Source organism: Promicromonospora iranensis (genome assembly GCF_028994775.1).
GTDB classification, from domain to species: Bacteria; Actinomycetota; Actinomycetes; order Actinomycetales; family Cellulomonadaceae; genus Promicromonospora; species Promicromonospora iranensis_A.
Map to the genome: position 1 here is coordinate 340,729 of NZ_JAJQMN010000007.1, position 18,165 is coordinate 358,893.

Annotated in this window: 16 protein-coding genes and 1 tRNA gene; 14 read left to right on the forward strand and 3 right to left on the reverse strand. The window is 71.3% G+C overall.

The genetic code is table 11. The features are described from left to right. Positions 1-15: 15 nt before the first annotated feature. A complete protein-coding gene (dinB, locus tag LUU90_RS15585; RefSeq protein ID WP_275004411.1) occupies positions 16-1,272 on the forward strand; it encodes a DNA polymerase IV in 1,257 nt (418 codons plus the stop codon). 18 nt (positions 1,273-1,290) lie between these two features. Here dinB and LUU90_RS15590 read toward each other — a convergent pair whose 3' ends face one another. From LUU90_RS15590 to LUU90_RS15600, 3 genes are all read right to left on the reverse strand, one after another. Further along, on the reverse strand, positions 1,291-2,412 hold the full coding sequence (locus tag LUU90_RS15590; protein ID WP_275004413.1) for a DUF998 domain-containing protein: 1,122 nt from the start codon (positions 2,410-2,412) through the stop codon (positions 1,291-1,293). A gap of 186 nt (positions 2,413-2,598) precedes the next feature. Further along, positions 2,599-2,683, reverse strand: a tRNA-Leu gene (locus LUU90_RS15595). Positions 2,684-2,809: 126 nt separating this feature from the next. Beyond that, positions 2,810-3,613, reverse strand: a complete 804-nt coding sequence (locus LUU90_RS15600) for an NAD(P)H-binding protein (RefSeq protein ID WP_275004415.1) — start codon at positions 3,611-3,613, stop codon at positions 2,810-2,812. A gap of 51 nt (positions 3,614-3,664) precedes the next feature. Between LUU90_RS15600 and LUU90_RS15605 the strand changes: the two genes are divergently transcribed. From LUU90_RS15605 to LUU90_RS15665, 13 genes are all read left to right on the forward strand, one after another. After that, on the forward strand, positions 3,665-4,225 hold the full coding sequence (locus LUU90_RS15605; RefSeq protein WP_275004416.1) for a GNAT family N-acetyltransferase: 561 nt from the start codon (positions 3,665-3,667) through the stop codon (positions 4,223-4,225). Between the two features lie 206 nt (positions 4,226-4,431). Further along, positions 4,432-5,700 (forward strand): AI-2E family transporter, encoded by a 1,269-nt coding sequence (locus tag LUU90_RS15610; RefSeq protein WP_275004417.1) that lies wholly within the window; start codon positions 4,432-4,434, stop codon positions 5,698-5,700. A 4-nt stretch (positions 5,701-5,704) separates the two neighbouring features. Then, complete coding sequence (locus tag LUU90_RS15615; protein ID WP_275004418.1) at positions 5,705-6,940, forward strand: AI-2E family transporter; 1,236 nt, start codon at positions 5,705-5,707, stop codon at positions 6,938-6,940. 40 nt (positions 6,941-6,980) lie between these two features. Further along, a complete protein-coding gene (locus tag LUU90_RS15620) occupies positions 6,981-7,613 on the forward strand; it encodes a GNAT family N-acetyltransferase (protein ID WP_275004419.1) in 633 nt (210 codons plus the stop codon). A 61-nt stretch (positions 7,614-7,674) separates the two neighbouring features. Beyond that, positions 7,675-9,066 (forward strand): replication-associated recombination protein A, encoded by a 1,392-nt coding sequence (locus tag LUU90_RS15625; protein WP_275004460.1) that lies wholly within the window; start codon positions 7,675-7,677, stop codon positions 9,064-9,066. Positions 9,067-9,292: 226 nt separating this feature from the next. Continuing rightward, complete coding sequence (rpsD, locus tag LUU90_RS15630) at positions 9,293-9,919, forward strand: 30S ribosomal protein S4 (RefSeq protein WP_275004421.1); 627 nt, start codon at positions 9,293-9,295, stop codon at positions 9,917-9,919. Positions 9,920-10,307: 388 nt separating this feature from the next. Beyond that, complete coding sequence (locus tag LUU90_RS15635) at positions 10,308-10,718, forward strand: DUF948 domain-containing protein (RefSeq protein WP_275004422.1); 411 nt, start codon at positions 10,308-10,310, stop codon at positions 10,716-10,718. After that, entirely contained in the window at positions 10,715-10,969 is a 255-nt protein-coding gene (locus LUU90_RS15640) for a hypothetical protein (protein ID WP_275004423.1), read from the forward strand. The genes LUU90_RS15635 and LUU90_RS15640 overlap by 4 nt, the downstream gene beginning before the upstream one ends. A gap of 316 nt (positions 10,970-11,285) precedes the next feature. Further along, positions 11,286-13,991, forward strand: coding sequence for an alanine--tRNA ligase (gene alaS / locus LUU90_RS15645; RefSeq protein ID WP_275004424.1), 2,706 nt, complete (start codon positions 11,286-11,288; stop codon positions 13,989-13,991). Positions 13,992-14,071: 80 nt separating this feature from the next. Then, a complete protein-coding gene (ruvX, locus tag LUU90_RS15650) occupies positions 14,072-14,599 on the forward strand; it encodes a Holliday junction resolvase RuvX (protein WP_275004461.1) in 528 nt (175 codons plus the stop codon). Between the two features lie 156 nt (positions 14,600-14,755). After that, the gene (gene mltG, locus LUU90_RS15655) at positions 14,756-15,772 is read left to right on the forward strand and encodes an endolytic transglycosylase MltG (protein ID WP_275004425.1); all 1,017 of its coding nucleotides are present in this window, start codon (positions 14,756-14,758) and stop codon (positions 15,770-15,772) included. 280 nt (positions 15,773-16,052) lie between these two features. Next, on the forward strand, positions 16,053-17,174 hold the full coding sequence (mltG, locus tag LUU90_RS15660) for an endolytic transglycosylase MltG (protein WP_275004426.1): 1,122 nt from the start codon (positions 16,053-16,055) through the stop codon (positions 17,172-17,174). A 59-nt stretch (positions 17,175-17,233) separates the two neighbouring features. Next, positions 17,234-18,148: a shikimate dehydrogenase gene (locus tag LUU90_RS15665; protein ID WP_275004429.1), complete on the forward strand. Its 915-nt coding sequence runs from the start codon at positions 17,234-17,236 to the stop codon at positions 18,146-18,148. The last annotated feature ends 17 nt before the right edge of the window (positions 18,149-18,165 follow it).

The window sequence follows — 18,165 nt, forward strand, 5'->3', positions numbered from 1 at the left end:
GAGTAGCATGGTGTGATGTCCGGGCCCGGCACCACCGTCCTGCACGCCGACCTCGACGCGTTCTACGCGTCGGTCGAGCAGCTGCTGGATCCTGCCCTGCGCGGACGGCCGATCGCCGTCGGCGGCGGGCCACGTGGGGGAGTGGTCCTCGCGGCCTCCTACGAGGCCAAGGCGCACGGGGTGCAGGGTGGGATGCCCGGGTGGCGGGCGGCCCGGCTCTGTCCGGAGCTCGTGTTCGTCCGCGGTCACTTCCGCGAGTACCAGCGGCTGGGCGACGCCGTGATGGCCGTCCTGACGGACGTCACGCCGACGGTCGAGCGGATCTCGATCGACGAGGCGTTCCTGGACGTGTCCGGTGCGACGCACCTGTTCGGCCCGCCCGCGACGATCGGGGCACGGATCCGCGAGCGCGTCCGCGCGGAGGTGGGGCTCCCCATCTCGGTCGGCGCCGCACGGACCAAGCATCTCGCGAAGATCGCCTCCCAGGTGGCCAAGCCGGACGGCCTGGTCGTCGTCGCCCCAGGGGCCGAGCGGGCCTTCCTCGACCCGCTCCCCGTCGGGCTGATCTGGGGCGTGGGCCCGGTGAACCAGCAACGCCTCGCCGACCTCGGCATCCGGACGATCGGTGAGCTGGCACGGACCCCGTCGACCGCGGTCGAGCACATCCTCGGGCACGCCGTCGGTCACAAGCTCAGCGCGATGGCGCAGGACGAGGACCCGCGCCGGGTCGTCACCACCCACCGCGCACGCTCCGTGGGGGCGCAGTCGGCCCTGAGCCGGCGCCGCCCCGAGCCGGACGACGTCCGGGCGGTCCTGGCGCACCTGTCCGACCGGGTGTCGCGGCGCCTGCGCGCCAAGGGGCGCGCAGGACGCACCGTGACGGTCGCCGTGCGTCTCGCGGGCATGACCCGGGTGACGCGTTCCCTCACGCTGCCGGTGTCCGTCGCGGCCACGCTCACGCTCACCGAGATCGCCGAGCGGCTTGCCTGGTCCGCGATCGAGGACGCCGCCCCGTGCGAGATCACACTGCTCGGCATCTCCGTCTCGAACCTCTCGGACCAGCGGGCGATCCAGCTGGAGCTCGACCTCGAGCCGACCGACCCGTGGCGTCCCGGCTCCGCACAGGGGGCGGCGAGGAGCGCCGTCGACGCGTCGATGGACGCGATCCGGACGAGGTTCGGCGGCGACGCGGTCGGCTACCTCCCGGTCGTGCTCCGTGACGGCGGCGCGGTGCCCGACGAGTTCCGCGAGCTCGCCGAGCACGATCTGTGACGGTCAGGCCGGTCCCGGTCACGAGGTGGCGGTTGCTCGTGTCGCCGTCGGGCCAGGACGTGGAGGCGGCGCCTGCTCCGGGCGGGACGCCACGACGGCCTCGGTGTTGCGCAGGAACACGATGATCCAGCTGAAGATGAGCACCGCCGCGACCAGCTCGACAGCCGTGAGGTTGTAGTACCCGGTGACGAAGAAGACCGCCAGGAGCACGATGACGCCGACGTACACGTAGCCGAGCAGGACGAAGATCCTCGGCGCCGACGGAAGCAGCCGGCGCAGGCTCACGACCAGCGCGACGTAGATGATCACCATCCCGGTGGCGGAGGTGTTGTGCACCCCCAGGAACTCGTCGGCAGGGAAGGCCCCCACACGGGCGAGGAGCACGCCGATGAGCACGAGCGCCAGTCGGACGAGGCGCTCGCTCCGCGCTTCCGAGCTGGTCGAGCGCGGGAGGGACGCGGTCGCATAGTGCGCGATCGTCGTGACCATGACGCCGGCGACGACGAGCGTCAGGTTGAACGCCATCGCGGACAGGTCGTCGCTGATCCCGAGCGCGCTGAGGTTCTCCTTCCACCAGGACGGGTCGGAGGTGCTGAGCATGCTGGTCAGGGCGCCGACGGTGAGAAACAGTGCCAGGACGAGCGAGAGCAGCATCGGGGTGAGGTTCACGGCGGAGAGAAACGCCAGGTAGGCGGTCACGGCCAGGGCGACACCGGCGAGCAGTGCGGCGGACGTCGAGTACACGGTCGCGCCGACGAAGCTCTCGCTCACCACGGATGCGAGCCCGATCCATCCCAGCATCGCGATGGCCGCGTGCGCCAGCGTCAAGGCCGCGACGTCGAACCAGTGCGGCCGCGGCAGGCCCGCGCTCCCGGACGGGTCGCTCCGCAGCTGGGCACGTCGCAGCACGCAGCCGAGGAGGAACGCGACGATCGCGGCGAGCGCTCCACCGATGGCGACGAAGTCACCGATCGAGCCGCGGCCCGAGATCGGCAGAGCGTGACCCCAGAACACGACGAGCCCCACGAGCGTGCCCAGCACGAAGGCGCCGGCGCCGGTGAGAAGCGCCGACGACTCACGCGACTCGGTGCTCGCGACGGGGTGACGAAGGATGCGGGCGATCGGTGACGGCCGGCTCATCTCGGTTCTCCGGTTCTGCTCGCCGCTGCGGCGAACCCGGATCAACCCTCTCGGCAGCGCCCTTCACCCGCGTCACCCGAACCGGATGATTCGGTGGGGAAAGGCTGGCGGCCAGCACAAACAAAGAAGGCCCCCGACCCTGCGTCTCCGCGGGTCAGGGGCCTTCTTCGTCGCTGTCTCAACGAGTGTCCGGAGGGGGACTTGAACCCCCACGCCCGATAAAGGGCACTAGCACCTCAAGCTAGCGCGTCTGCCATTCCGCCACCCGGACAGGTGGACCGTTCCCGGCGTTTCCGCCTTCTCGGTGCGTGGAAAAACATAGCACGCAGTTCGGGTCGGTTCCGAATCGAAAAGCGTGTGACCTGGGTCGCGTGGGTCGGGTCCGCCCGCGGGCCGGTCAGCGGAACGCGTCGGCGTTCGCTGCCGCCCACTGCTCGAACGTCGTGGCCGGTTCCCCGGTCACGTCCGCGACGGTGGTCGTCGCGACCTGCGGGCTGTCGACCATGGCCCCGAACCCCTCGAGGTACCACCTGGCGTACTCACCCATCGCGGGCTCCAGCACGGCGGCCGCCTCGTCCAGCGGCACGCGCGCGAACCTCACCTCCCGGCCGAGCACGACGCCGAGCCGGCGGGCCCGCTCGGCCCGCGTCATCGTCTCGGGGCCGGTCAGGGTGTGGACACGCCCCTCGTGACCGTCCCCGAGCAGCACCGCGGCGGCGACCCGTGCGATGTCGTCCATGGCCACCGGCGCGTTCGCCGCGTCCGGGTACGGCTCGCGGACCTCGCTCGCGGTCCGGACCTGGTCGGCCCAGACGGTCGTGTTCTCGACGAACTCCCCGGCGTACAGGTGCGTCCACGCGAGGCCCGACGCCTCGACCGCCTGCGCGACGGGCTGCCAGTCGGTGGTCTCGTCGCCCGACAGGTCGACGATGTGCCGCACTCCCGCCTCCCGGGCCAGCCGCACCACCTCCGTGACCGTCTCCAGGACCGGCGCCAGGTACATCCGGTCGACGCCGGCGAACGCCTCCGGCAGGGTGTCCGGCTCCCGCAGGTAGCCGACGGCGACCTCCACGCCGTCGGGCAGCCGCGCCCGCGCCGGGTTGGTGGTGAGCGCCCGGACGTCGTCCGCGCCGCGGGCCAGCAGATGGTCCACGACCATCCTGCCGATGTTCCCTGTGGCGCCGGTCACAAGAATCTTCATCCAGCCACCGTACGTGCGACCACCCAGGACCGGCTGGCAGACTCGCAAGACGTGAGTACCCCGCACTGGCCCCTGACCACCGAACGGCTCGAGCTGCGCCCGGTCACCCCAGCGGACGCCGACGCGTTCCTCGCCTGGCGCTCACGGCCGGAGGTGGCGCGCTACATGTTCCAGCCGCCCTGGACACCCGAGCTCGCCGCGCGGAAGCTGATCGACTGGTCGGGCGCCCCGTTCTCGATACCGGGGGACGTGCTGGTCCTGGCGGTGGTCGACCGCGCGGGCCGGGCCGTCATCGGCGAGGTCCTCCTGAAGTGGGCGCCCGGCACCGGGCAGGCGGAGGTGGGGTACGGGTTCCGCCCCGAGGCAGCAGGTCTTGGCTACGCCACCGAGGCTGTGCGCGCGGCGCTCGGTCTCGCGTTCGACGCCTACGGATTCCACCGGGTCTTCGCACGGATCGACGAGGAGAACACGCCGTCGTCGCGGGTGTGCGAGCGCCTCGGCATGCGGCTGGAGGCGCGTCTGGTCGAGAGTGACATCCGGCCCGACGACGGCGCGTGGGCCACCGAGCTGAACTACGCCATCCTGGCGAGTGAGTACGTGTCCGGCCGGTAGGCCCACGTCAGGTAGGCCCACGTCAGGTAGTGCCATGTGGGGTGGGTGCTCGGGCAGATGTCGCATCGGGTCCCGTCGGGTCCCGCGGCCCGGCTCGTGGCCCGAGGATCCGCTCGGTGTCCCGCCGGTCGTGGTGGCAGTTGTCGTGGGATACGGGCTGCCGCTAACGTCCGCCTGGACAATCCGCCCAAAACAATAGTGGGAGCATGGCGATGACGGCTGACGCGCCGACGGTAGCGCCGACGACAGCGGCGGAGTCGCCGACCACCCCGCAGCAGGATGCGGGAGAGCAGGACGCGCGGGAGACCGCGCAGCGACCAGCCGTCCAGGAGCTCCCGCCGCGGGCGGAGTTCGGGGCGCCGTGGATCCGGTCCACCGGCGACCTCGCATGGAAGCTGATCGGCATCGGCCTGGCCGTGGCCCTCGCGCTCTACGTCGTGAGCCTGGTGCAGCTCGTGTTCGTCGCGCTGTTCCTGGCCCTCGTCTTCACCACCGTGCTGCTCCCCCTCGGGGACCTGTACGACCGGGTGATGCCCCGCGGGCTGGCGATGGCGGCGTCCCTGCTGACCGCGGTGCTCGCCGTCGGCGGTCTCGTGACGTACGTGGTGTCGTCCGTGGTGAGCCGGTGGGAGGAGCTGGCCACCGAGTTCGGCACCGGCCTCACGGACCTCGCCGAGCTCCTCACCGGCAACCCGCTGCTGGCAGGCCTCGGCACGCCGAGCGAGTGGCTCGCCGACGGCGGCGCCTGGCTCCAGGCCAACGCGGGCGACTACGTCGGCACCGCCGCCGAGAGCGCCGGATCCATCGCGGAGGGCGCGACCGCCGTCGTGCTCGCGATCTTCTGCACGGTCTTCTTCCTGACCCAGGGCGGCCGGATGTGGCAGTGGGTGCTGTCGCTGGTCCCGGCCGACCGGCACGACCGCTGGCAGGCGGCCGCGAGCGCGGGCTGGACGGCGTTCTCCGGGTTCACGCGCGGCATGTTCTTCGTGGCTCTGGCCGACGGCGTGCTGGCCGGCGTCTTCCTGTCCGTCGTGGGCGTGCCGCTGGCGCTCCCGCTGTCCGTGGTGGTGTTCCTGGGGGCGTTCGTCCCGATGATCGGCCCGGTCGCCGCCATCGTCATCAGCGCGCTCGTCGCGCTGGCCGCCAAGGGACCGGTGCTGGCGCTGGTCGTGCTCATCGGCATGATCGTGGTGGCCCAGATCGACGCGAACGTGCTCCAGCCGCTGATCACCGGCAAGCAGGTGTCGCTGCACCCGGTGGTGATGGCACTCGTCGTCGCGGGGGGCTCGGTGCTCGGTGGCCTGCTCGGTGCCGTCGTCGCGGTGCCGCTCACCGCGGTGACGTGGGCGGTGATCAGCACGCTGCGCAAGAAGGCCCTGACACTCGCTCCGACACTCGCTCCGACACTCGCTCCGACACTCGCTCCGACACAGGCCGCAGCGCAGGGCGCGGCGCCCGCGCATGAGGCAGACTGACTCGGTGCCTGACCCCGCACCATCCACGAACGCCACGCCCGGCGGCCCCGCGTCCTCCGAGAACGCACCGCCACCCTGGCTGCGCACCGCCGCCGGCTGGTCGTGGCGCCTCATCGTGCTCGTGGCTGGTGTCGCCCTGGTCTTCTGGGCGGTCACCCAGGTCCTGATCGTCTTCGTCGCCGTCTTCCTGGCCCTGGTCATCACCGCGGTCCTCAACCCGCTGACCGACCTGTACCACCGGGTGATGCCGCGCGCCCTGGCGACCGCCGCGGCCATCCTGTCCGGCGTGCTCGTCATCGGCGGCCTGCTGACGTACGTCGTGGTGTCGGTCGCCGGGCAGTGGGAACGCCTCGCGGGGGAGTTCAACACCGGCATCGACCAGATCGTCGACCTGATCGAGAACAACTCGCTGCCGGTGACCGTCGAGGTGGACACACGCGACCAGTGGATCGACGACGCCGCCGACTGGATCCAGGAGAACTCCCAGACGCTCGTCAGCCGGGCTGCCGAGAGCGCCGGATCGATCGTCGAGGGCGTCGCCGTGCTGGTGCTGGCGGTCTTCTGCACGGTCTTCTTCCTCGCGTCCGGCGCCGCGATGTGGCGCTGGTTCATGACCCAGGTGCCCGCCCGCACCCGGCAGAGGTGGCACGACGTCGCCGGGGCCGGCTGGTACACGTTCTCCGGCTACACCCGCGGCATCGTGCTCGTCGCCATCTCCAACGGCATCCTGGCCGGCATCTTCCTGTCCATCCTCGGTGTGCCGCTGGCGGCACCGCTCGCCGTGCTCGTCTTCATCGGTACCTTCATCCCGCTGATCGGCGCGCCCCTGGCCATGATCATCGCGGCGGTGGTGGCGCTCGCGGCGGACGGGCTCCTGACGGCGCTCGTCGTCACGCTCGGCATCGCGGGCATCGGCCAGCTCGAGGGGCACGTGCTGCAGCCGCTCATCATGGGCAAGCAGGTGTCGCTGCACCCGGTGGTGGTGGCTCTCGGCGTCACGTGCGGCACGGTGGTGGGCGGCATCCTCGGAGCGATCGTCGCCGTCCCACTCATCGCGGTGGCCTGGTCCGTGTACAGCACCCTGCGCAAGCAGCCGGACGACGGCGTGCCTGCGCCTGACGACGCTGTGCCTGACGACGCTGTGCCTGACGACGCTGTGCCTGACAGTGCCGTGCCGGACGACGGCTCGCCCGGCGGCGAAGCCGGGCCGTCGCCGGAGCAGCATTCCTCACAGCGGTAAAGCCGCAGGTCGGAGCCTGTTTCTGTGGCACCATCGAACCATGGAACCGTTCGTCCTGGCCTCTGACCACGTCCGCCTGTCCGTCCCCACGTACGCGGACGTCGACGCGATCACGGCGGCCTGCCAGGACCCCGCGGTCGCCGACTGGACGGTGGTGCCCGTGCCCTACGAGCGCCGGCACGCCGAGGGGTTCGTGCGCTACCACGTGGCGGACGGCTGGGCGAAGGGCTCTGTCTACACGTGGGCGGTGCGCGCCCCCGGCGAGGCCGACGGGCCGCTGATCGGCATGGTCGGCCTGACGTGCGAGGGCAGCCCGGGGGAGGAGCGTTCCGGTGAGCTGGGCTACTGGATGGCACCGGACGCCCGCGGCAGCGGCCTGTGCACCGAGGCGAGCCGGCTCGTCGTCGACTGGGCGCTGGATCCGGACGGGCTCGGGCTGGCGGTGGTGACCTGGGTCGCGTACGTCGGCAACTGGGCCTCGCGCCGGGTGGCATGGCGCCTCGGGCTGCGCGTGGAGGGCACGCTGCGCAAGCACGCCCTGCAGCGCGGCGTGCGACGGGACGCCTGGGTCGGCAGCATCCTGGCGGACGACCCCAGGGAGCCCAACGAGCCGTGGCCCGCCGACGCGCCCTGCTCGCGGATCGGCTCGCAGGTCCTGCCCGGCGTCAGCTGAGCCGGACGACGGAGTCCGCGCGGACGGGGATGTCGGTGAGCGTCCGTAGGCTGGGGGCATGGTGGATCTCTTCGATGCAGCGACGACCGACGCGGCCGGCACCCCGGCCGCGCGGGCGTCGTCACCCCTCGCCGTGCGCATGCGACCGGCCACCGTCGACGAGATCGCCGGACAGGAGCACCTGCTGGTGCCCGGCTCCCCGCTGCGTCGGCTCATCGAGCCGGGGGCCGGCGGGCGCGCCGCACCGTCGTCGGTCATCCTCTGGGGACCGCCGGGCACCGGCAAGACCACGCTCGCGTACCTCGTCGCCACGGTGTCCGGGCGCCGCTTCGTGGAGCTGAGCGCCGTGACCGCCGGCGTCAAGGACGTGCGCCAGGTGGTCGAGGACGCCCGGCGCCGGCTCGCCACCGGCGGTGACGAGACGGTGCTGTTCGTGGACGAGGTCCACCGCTTCTCCAAGTCCCAGCAGGACGCGCTCCTGCCCAGCGTCGAGAACCGTTGGGTCACGCTCGTCGCCGCGACCACCGAGAACCCCAGCTTCTCCGTGAACTCGCCGCTCCTGTCCCGCTCGCTGCTGCTCACGCTCCGGCCGCTGGAGACGGAGCACGTCCGCGAGCTCGTCCTGCGCGCCGTCACCGACGAGCGGGGCCTCGGCGGGGCCGTCGAGCTCGACGACGAGGCCACCGAGCACCTCCTGCGGCTCTCCGGCGGCGACGCCCGCAAGGCACTGACGATCCTCGAGGCCGCCGCGGGCGCGGTCCTGTCGGACGAGGTCCCGGAGACCGCCACGGGCGAGGCCGCCGTGCCACGCATCGGCCTGGCCGACGTCGAGCGCGCCGTCGACGTCGCCGCCGTCCGCTACGACCGCGACGGCGACCAGCACTACGACGTCATCTCCGCGTTCATCAAGTCCATCCGCGGGTCCGACGTCGACGCCGCCCTCCACTACCTCGCCCGCATGGTGGCCGCGGGCGAGGACCCCCGCTTCATCGCCCGGCGCCTGGTCATCTCGGCCGCCGAGGACGTCGGCATGGCCGACCCCTCCGCCCTGCAGACCGCCGTCGCCGCCGCGCAGGCCGTGCAGCTCATCGGCATGCCCGAGGGGCGCATCGTGCTCGCCGAGGCCGTCGTGCACCTCGCCACGGCACCCAAGTCGAACGCCGCCTACCTCGGGGTGGACGCGGCGCTCGCGGACGTTCGCGCCGGCCGGGTGGGCACGGTGCCGCCGCACCTGCGCGACGCGCACTACGCGGGCGCGAAGCAGATGGGGCACGGTGACGGCTACCGCTACGCGCACGACTGGCCGCACGGCGTCGCACCGCAGCAGTACCTGCCGGACGTGCTGGCGGGCTCGCGCTACTACGACCCGAGCGACCGCGGCTACGAGCGGCAGGTGTCGGAGCGGCTGGAGCGCATCCGGGGGATCCTCGGCAGCGAGGACACCCGGCAGTGACAGCTGACAGTGACCGACTCCACGGCAGGCCGAAGTCCTGACGTGCGCTAAGATGTACCGGTTGCCTATGGCGACTCCCTGGGACCTCGGCCCCGTGAACGTGATGGTCGGATCACTGATCCGCTCGCCCCGTTCCATCGGCTGGTCCCGCACCCGGTGCGGTTTCCCTTCGTGGGCGAGCTGTGCGCGGGTGTGACCTTCATTCACTACAGGACAGGAATTCACAGTGACTTCTGTGACCCGTGCGCGCCGCCAGGTGCGCCTGAGCCGAAAGCTGGGCCTCGCGCTCACGCCCAAGGCTGTCAAGCACTTCGAGAAGCGCCCCTACCCGCCCGGTGAGCACGGCCGTGCCCGCCGTCGCACCGAGTCGGACTACGCGGTGCGTCTGCGCGAGAAGCAGCGTCTGCGCGCGCAGTACATGCTCCGCGAGAAGCAGCTGCTCAAGGTGTACGAGAACGCTCGCAAGCAGGCCGGTCTGACCGGTGAGGTCATGGTCGAGGACCTCGAGACCCGCCTGGACGCCGTCGTGCTGCGTGCCGGCTTCGGCCGCACGATCCTGCAGGCGCGTCAGCACGTGACGCACCGCCACATCCTCGTGGACGGCAAGATCGTCGACCGCCCGTCGTTCCGCGTGAAGCCGGGCCAGACCATCCAGGTCAAGCCGAAGAGCCAGGCCACCGTGCCGTTCCAGGTCGCCGCCGCCGGTGCGCACCGCGACGTGCTTCCGGCCCTGCCGGGCTACCTGGACGTGCAGCTCGAGAAGCTGTCGGCCACGATGACCCGCAAGCCGAAGCGCGCCGAGGTCCCCGTGACCTGCGACGTGCAGATGGTCGTCGAGTTCTACGCTCGCTGACCCCTTCTGCCAGCACTTCTGCTCAGCGCTGTCTGCTCAGCACATCAAGGACGCCCTGTCCGCGCTTCGGCGCGGGCGGGGCGTTCTGCTGTGCTGGGCTCTGCCTACCCTGTGCCGCCCCTGCGCCTACCCTGCGCCGGCTCTGCTCCGGTCCGTGCCGCTTCCGTACCGGCCCGTACCGGCCCGTACCGGCCCGTACCGGCGCCGTACCCGGTCCCGTGTCGGCGCGACCCACGAGATTCGCGGCACGCTGGCGCCGGGCGGCGCCAGCGGCGGCGTCCGGGATAGGGTGACGAACGTTCCGTGCAGACACATCAGGCCGGACACCAGCTGATCAGCAGTGGATCAGCAGCGGACCACCAGCGGACCTTCAGGTAGGAGTTTGCGCATGACCTTCGGCGACCTCGGAGACGTGGCGGGACTGATCGCGGCGATCGCGTTCGTGCTCCTGGTGGGCTTTCTCGCCGTCCCCCTGTGGAAGCTGGGCAAACTCCTCGACGAGGCTCGATCGAGCGTCCGTGACGTCACCGAGCACTCCGTGCCGATCCTCGACGAGGCGGCGAGCACCGTCGCGTCGGCGAACACGCAGCTCGTCAAGGTCGACACGATCACCACGTCGGCGGCGTCGGTCAGCGAGAACGTCTCCGCGCTGACGGGCCTGTACGCGGCCACGCTGGGCAAGCCGCTCGTCAAGGTCGCGGCCTTCTCCTACGGCGTGCGTCAGGCCTTCGGCCAGGCCAGGGGCCGGTCCGGCAAGCACGCCGGTCCGGACGCGGGCGCCACCGGGGCCGGCGCATGATCCGCCGGCTGTTCTGGGTGGGCGTCGGGGTGACCGTCACGGTCGTCGTCATCCGCAAGGGCCGCCAGGTGGTCGCGCGCTACACGCCCGAGGCCGTGAGCGAGCGCGCTGCGGCCGCCGTGGACGAGGCCGGCGTCCGGCTGAACCGGATGGCGCACTCCTTCCGGTCCGACTTCACGACGGCGCGCGCCGAGCGCGAGGCTGAGCTGATGGCGTCCCTCCGGGGCGAGCTGCCGGCCCACCGGCGCTAGCCGGCCGCTCCGCTCTCGCGCAGGGCCAGTCGCTCGGGGCCAGTCGCGCAGGACCGCGATACAGGACCGCGATACAGGACCGCGATACAGGACCGGCGCTGGATCGGCGGAGCATCATTCAGTTTCCGTCCGCGGCGCTACCAGCGGCAGAATAGAGTCGCGTCCGGATCCGGACGCGACTCGCGCGTCCCGTCCGCGTTTCACTACGTTTTTGCACGACACGGTTCCGCACGACACGGTTCCGCACGACAAGATTCCGCACGACCTTTCCGCACGACACGATTCCGCACGACCGAGAAGAAGGATCACTGACCTCATGCGCACCGCCGAGATCCGCAAGCGTTGGCTCGACTACTTCGAAGCTCAGGGTCACGCGGTGGTGCCGTCTGCGTCGTTGATCTCGCCGGACCCGTCGACGCTGTTCACCATCGCCGGCATGGTCCCGTTCATCCCGTACATGACGGCGCAGCAGACGCCGCCGTGGAAGCGCGCCACGAGCGTGCAGAAGTGCGTGCGCACCCTCGACATCGAGGACGTCGGCAAGACGACGCGCCACGGCACGTTCTTCCAGATGAACGGCAATTTCTCGTTCGGCGACTACTTCAAGGCCGACGCCATCCGCATGGCCTGGGACTTCCTGACCGGCTCGCTGGACGACGGCAGGCTGGGCATCGACCCCGACAAGCTGTGGGTCACCGTCTACCACGAGGACGACGAGGCCCGGCAGCTCTGGAAGGACATCGTCGGCCTGCCCGACGAGCGGATCCAGGGACTCGGCAAGAAGGACAACTACTGGCACACCGGCCAGCCCGGCCCGGCCGGCCCGTGCTCGGAGATCTTCTACGACCGTGGTGCCCAGTACGGGCCGGACGGCGGCCCGCTGATCGACGAGGGCGGTGACCGCTTCGTCGAGATCTGGAACCTCGTGTTCATGCAGTACGAGATCGACGAGGTGCGGTCCAAGGAGGACTTCCGCGTCCTCGGGGAGCTCGCGAACAAGAACATCGACACCGGCATGGGTCTCGAGCGTGTTGCCTTCCTGCTGCAGGGCAAGGACAACATGTACGAGATCGACGAGGTCTTCCCCGTCATCGAGGCCGCCGAGAAGCTCAGCGGCAAGAAGTACGGCGAGAACCTCGAGGACGACGTCCGCATGCGTGTCGTCGCCGACCACGTCCGCTCGGCCCTGATGATCATCGGCGACGGCGTGCGCCCCTCCAACGAGGGTCGTGGCTACGTGCTGCGCCGTCTGCTGCGTCGCTCCGTGCGCGCCATGCGCCTGCTCGGCGTCGACGGCCTCGCCCTGACCTCGCTGCTACCGGTCTCCAAGGACGCCATGGCCCCGTCCTACCCGGAGCTCGCCGCGAACTTCGAGCAGATCTCCGCCGTGGCCTACGCCGAGGAGGACGCCTTCCGGCGCACGCTGGTCTCGGGCACCACGATCCTGGACACGGCCGTGGAGAACCTCAAGAAGAGCACCGGGGGCGACGCCGGCAAGCCCCTCGTCCTGCCGGGCGAGGCGGCTTTCCAGCTGCACGACACCTACGGCTTCCCGATCGACCTCACCCTCGAGATGGCCGCCGAGCAGGGCGTCCAGGTGGACGAGCAGGCCTTCCGCTCGCTCATGCAGGAGCAGCGTTCGCGCGCCCGTGCCGACGCCCTCGCCAAGCGCACCGGTGGGGCCGACGTCGCCGCGTACGAGGCCTTGGAGAAGGAGCTGTCGGCCCCGGTCGAGTTCCTCGGCTACACGCAGACGGACGCCTCCGTGCGCGTGACGGGCCTGCTGTCCGGCGGCGTGCCCGCCCCGGCCGTGACCGCCCCCGCCGAGGTCGAGGTGATCCTGGACCGCACCCCGTTCTACGCCGAGGCCGGTGGCCAGCTCGCCGACCACGGCACGATCGTCCTCGACGCCGGCGCCACCATCGAGGTCGACGACGTGCAGCGCCCCATCAAGGGCCTGAGCGTGCACCGCGGCCGCCTGATCGAGGGCACCGTGGCGCTGGGTGACCCCGGCACCGCGCAGATCGACACGGAGCGTCGCAAGGCCATCAGCCGGGCCCACTCCGCCACGCACATGATCCACAAGGCGCTGCACGAGCTCGTGGGCCCGGACCGCACGCAGGCCGGCTCGGAGAACGCCCCGAGCCGTATCCGCTTCGACTTCCGCTCGCCGTCGGCCGTCCCGGCCTCGGCCCTGTCGGAGATCGAGGAGCGCGTCAACGTGCGCCTCGCCGACAACCTCGAGGTGACCGACGAGCTCATGCCGATCGCCCGGGCTCGCGAGGCCGGCGCCATGGCGCTGTTCGGCGAGAAGTACGGCGACGTCGTGCGCGTGGTCTCCATCGGTGACGACTGGTCACGCGAGCTGTGCGCCGGCACGCACGTCAGGCAGACGGGCCAGCTCGGCCGCGTGACGCTGCTGGGCGAGTCGTCGATCGGCTCGGGCGTGCGTCGGGTCGACGCCCTCGTGGGCGACGGCGCGTACGGGTTCCAGGCCAAGGAGCACGCCCTCGTCGGCCAGCTCACCGGGCTGCTCAACACCCGTGCCGAGGAGCTGCCCGACCGCGTCGGCTCGCTGGTGGCCCGCCTCAAGGAGGCCGAGAAGGAGCTGGCCGCCGTGCGCCAGGGCCAGCTGCTGGCCACGGCGGGCAAGCTCGCCGCCGAGGCCCCGCGCGTGGGCGACGTCCGCGTGATCGCCCACGACGCCGGGGAGGCCCAGGCCGACGACCTGCGTGCCCTCGTGCTCGACGTGCGCTCGCGCCTCGGTGAGGCCGAGCCTGTCGTGGCCGCCGCCGGCGGTGTGTCGGGGGGCCGCCCTGTCGTGGTGGTCGTGACGAACGCCGCCGCGCGCGAGGCCGGCTACAAGGCCGGCGACCTGGTCCGCACGGCGGCCCAGACGCTGGGTGGCGGTGGCGGCGGCAAGCCGGACATGGCTCAGGGTGGCGGCACCGACCCCGCCAAGCTGGGCGAGGCGCTGGCCGGCATCGCCGAGACGGTGCGCCTGGCTGCCGTCGGCGCCTGACGGTGGCACCGTTGATCGAACCCGTCGAGACCCCCGAGCCGGGCCTCCCGCGTGGAGCCCGGCTCGGGATCGACGTCGGCATGGCCCGGATCGGGCTCGCCGCCAGCGATCCCGACGGCCTCGTCGCCACCCCGGTGGAGACGGTGCCGCGGGTGCTGGCGGGTGCCGGCTCGGCGTCGGGCAAGCAGTCGGGTACGGCCAAGCAGCCTGTCCGGAGCGCCGAGGGCACCACTGCCGACGTCGCACGGATCGTCGCCGAGGCGGTGGAACGCTTCGCCGCCGTCGTCTACGTGGGGCTGCCCCGGCACCTGTCCGGCAAGGAGGGCGCGGCGACGGCCGACGCGCGGGCCTTTGCGGCCCGCCTGGTCGTCGCGCTCGCCGCGGCGGGGGAGGCCGCGGAGGTCCGTCTGGTCGACGAGCGGATGACCACCGTTTCGGCGCACCAGGCGCTCCACGCGGCCGGTCGCAAAACTAAGCGGCACAGGTCCGTGATCGATCAGGCCGCAGCCGTTATCATTCTGCAATCTGCACTCGACGCGGAGCGGGCGAAGGGGGAGCGCGCCGGCGAGCTCGTCGAGGCGCGGACCGTGCACGACACGCACGAATAACCCAGTGGCCCCCCAGCGAAGGACAGTGAGTCTCCGGTGACGGACCTCTTCACAGCGCCCCCGCGCAGCCAGGCAGACCCCGCGTTCCCTGAACCGAGATCGACCAGGCGAGCGCAGCGCCGCCGACGGCGGAACCGACACGGTCGTTCCCTCGTCGTGCTCCTGGTCGCCCTCGTCCTGGTCGGCGGAGCCGGCTACGCGGTGTGGTCCAACCTCGAGTCCCTGACCGGCCTGACGAACCCGCTCGAGTCCAAGGACTTTCCGGGCCCCGGCGGAGACCAGGTCGACGTCGAGATCCCGGAGGGGGCCACCGGCACCGCCATGGGGGAGGCGCTCTACGACGCCGGCGTCGTCGCGAGCGTCTCGGCCTTCACCAAGGCGTTCGAGGAGAACCCGGACTCGGTGCTGATCCGGCCGGGCACCCACACCATGCTCGAGGAGATGCCCGCGAGCGACGCGGTCGCGCTTCTCGTCAAGAACGACACCGTCGACCTGCAGCTCACCATCCCGGAGGGCTACACGGCGGACCAGATCGTCGAGCGTGCCGTGCAGGTCACCGGCCTGCCCGCCAAGGACTTCCGGGCCGCGCTGAAGGACCCTGCCGAGCTCGGGGTGCCGAAGCAGGCCGGCGGCAAGGTCGAGGGTTGGTTGTACCCGGACACGTACATGGTGAAGCCGGACGACACGGCCGCGGGGCTGCTCACGCGGATGGTGGACCGCACCAAGGGCCTGCTCCAGGAGAAGGGGGTGCCCGCCGGACAGTGGGAGTCCGTGCTGATCAAGGCATCGCTCGTGGAGCGCGAGGGCATGCACGCCGAGGACAAGCCCAAGATCGCCCGAGCGATCGAGAACCGGCTCGACGACAAGACGTTCCTCGAGATCGACGCGGCGGTCGCGTACGGGGCCGACAAGCCGGGCACCGAGCTCACCCGAGCCGACCTGAACAACGCGAAGAACCGGTACAACACCTACGAGCACACCGGTCTGCCCCCGGGTCCCATCGCCAACCCGGGCGAGGTGTCGATCGACGCGGTCCTGAACCCGGCACCGGGCGACTGGAAGTTCTGGGTGACGGTCAACCTCGACACGGGTGAGACGAAGTTCGCCGAGGACTTCCAGGAGCACCAGCGCAATGTGCAGGAGCTGCGCGAGTGGCAGGCCGCGAACGGGTGAATTCCCAGGTCGCGGGCACTCCTGACGGTTCCGTGCGGTGAATCCCGGGAGTTGGCCGGGAATGTACCGATCGGGGTAGCGTTCGCGGCACCCGGGCTGTGATGCGATCGTGACATGCGATCACGGTGTCGCGCGCCCGTGGTGTGACCAGGCGTGGATCAGCAGAGATCCAGGCAGCGCAGAGGATGGAGCGAGCGTGACCGAGGCCCTTCCCGGAGTGAATTATTCGGGGCCACCGCGGCACGCCAGCGGCTCTCGCGGCCGACGAGGAGATCGTGACGTGCCGTCCACCCGCCGGGACAGGCGCGGGGACGGGCGGTCCAAGCGATCGAAGCGGTCCCGGCGGTCCAGGCGACCGCTGGTCGTCGTCGTGGTCGCCGTCCTGCTGGTCGTCGGTGGCCTGGGCGCATGGACAGTGGTGAACGACGGCTACCTCTTCGGTATCCGTACCCCGCTTGCCGCCCCCGACTACGAGGGCACGGGCGGCGAGCCGGTCACGGTCGAGGTGCCCCAGGGTGCCAACGGAGCGGCGATCGGTGCTGAGCTCGCGGAGAAGGACGTGGTGGCGAGTGTCGGTGCGTTCGTCCACGCCTACGGCGCCAACCCCGACGCCGCCGCCATCCAGCCCGGCACGCACACGCTGAAGGCGCGGATGAGCGCGGCGTCGGCCGTGGAGCTGCTCGCGGAGAACAAGATCGACCGCGCAGGTTTCACCGTGCCCGAGGGGTACGCGATCAGCCAGATCAAGCAGAGCCTGATCGACCAGGGGTGGCCGCAGGCGGAGGTTGAGGCGACGTTCCAGGACATCGCCTCGCTGCTGCCGCCAGAGGCCGGCGGTGAGCCCGAGGGCTGGCTGTTCCCCAGCAGCTACGAGGTCAAGCCGGGCCAGACACCGGCAGCCGAGGTCGTCACGCAGATGATCAACGAGACGACGAGGATCCTGGAGGAGCTCAAGGTTCCCGCCAAGCAGCGTGAGACGGTGCTGATCAAGGCATCTCTGATCGAGCGTGAGGCACGGCTGGACAAGGACCGTCCCATCATGGCGGCCGCCATCGAGAACCGCCTGGCCGCCGACGAGTGGCTCGGCATCGACGCGTCGTTGCTCTACGGCCTGGGCCGGACGAGCGGTGGACTCACGAGCGCCGAGCTGGCGGACGGATCCAACCCGTACAACCTGAGCGTGCGCGGGAACAAGGGCCTGCCGCCCACGCCGATCGCGGCACCGAGCCGCGAGTCGATCGAGGCGGTGATGAACCCCGCTGACGACCCCGACGTCTTCTACTGGTGCACCGTGAACCTCGAGACCGGCGAGACGAAGTTCGCCAACACCCAGGAGGAGCACGACCAGAACGTGGCCGAGCTGCACGCGTGGATGGAGGAGAACCCGAACTGGGGCGGGTAGACCGGGCGGTGCCTGGACCGACAGCGTGAGCACGCGCGGTTCTGCGGCATGATCTCCGTATGCATGTTCACCAGCGTCGCGCCGCAGTGCTCGGCCACCCTGTCGCGCACTCCCTGTCCCCGGTGCTGCACACCGCGGCCTACCGTGCCCTGGGCCTCGACGGCTGGGAGTACGGCATGCACGACGTGACGGAGGGAGCCCTGGAGGGCTTCCTGCGGGACGTCGACGCCGGCTGGGCGGGACTGAGTCTGACCATGCCGCTGAAGCAGGTGGTGATCCCGCTGCTGGACCACGTGGATCCCCTCGCCGAGGCGGTGGGTGCCGTCAACACCGTGCTGTTCTCCGCGGTCGGGGGTGCGGGCAGGGGCACAGGCAGGAGCGCAGGCCGGGATGCGGTCATCACCACCGGCACGAACACCGACGTGCACGGCCTCGTCGCCGCGCTGCGCGAGGGTCTCGGGGCCCGCGGCGTGGCCGAGGCGGTGATCCTGGGCGGGGGCGCGACGGCGGCGTCGGCCCTGGCTGCTGTCGCGGAGCTCGGTTGCGTCTCGCCGCGGGTCTTCGTGCGCTCCCTGGACCGGATCGGCCCGCTGCGCGAGGCCGTGGCGCGTATGGGCGTGAGCCCGTCGTTCGAGGTGTTCGACGAGCGCGCGACGACGTCGGCCCTGGCGGCCGCGGACGCCGTCGTCTCCACCACGCCGAAGTATGCCGCCGACCAGTGGGCGCCGCTGCTGACGGAACTGCTGACCACCGCGGGTGAGAAGCCTCGTGGCGTGCTCCTGGACGTCGTCTACGACCCGCGCCCCACCGCCCTGCAGTCCGCCTGGTCCGCCCTGGGGGCCGACGCCGTGGGTGGTGAGCGCATGCTCCTGCACCAGGCCGCGGACCAGGTCCGCCTGATGACCGGCCGCACGGCGCCGCTGGACGCCATGGACCACGCGCTCCGCGCGGCGCTCACCGACCGGGCCCGCTGACCCCGCCGCCCTTCGGA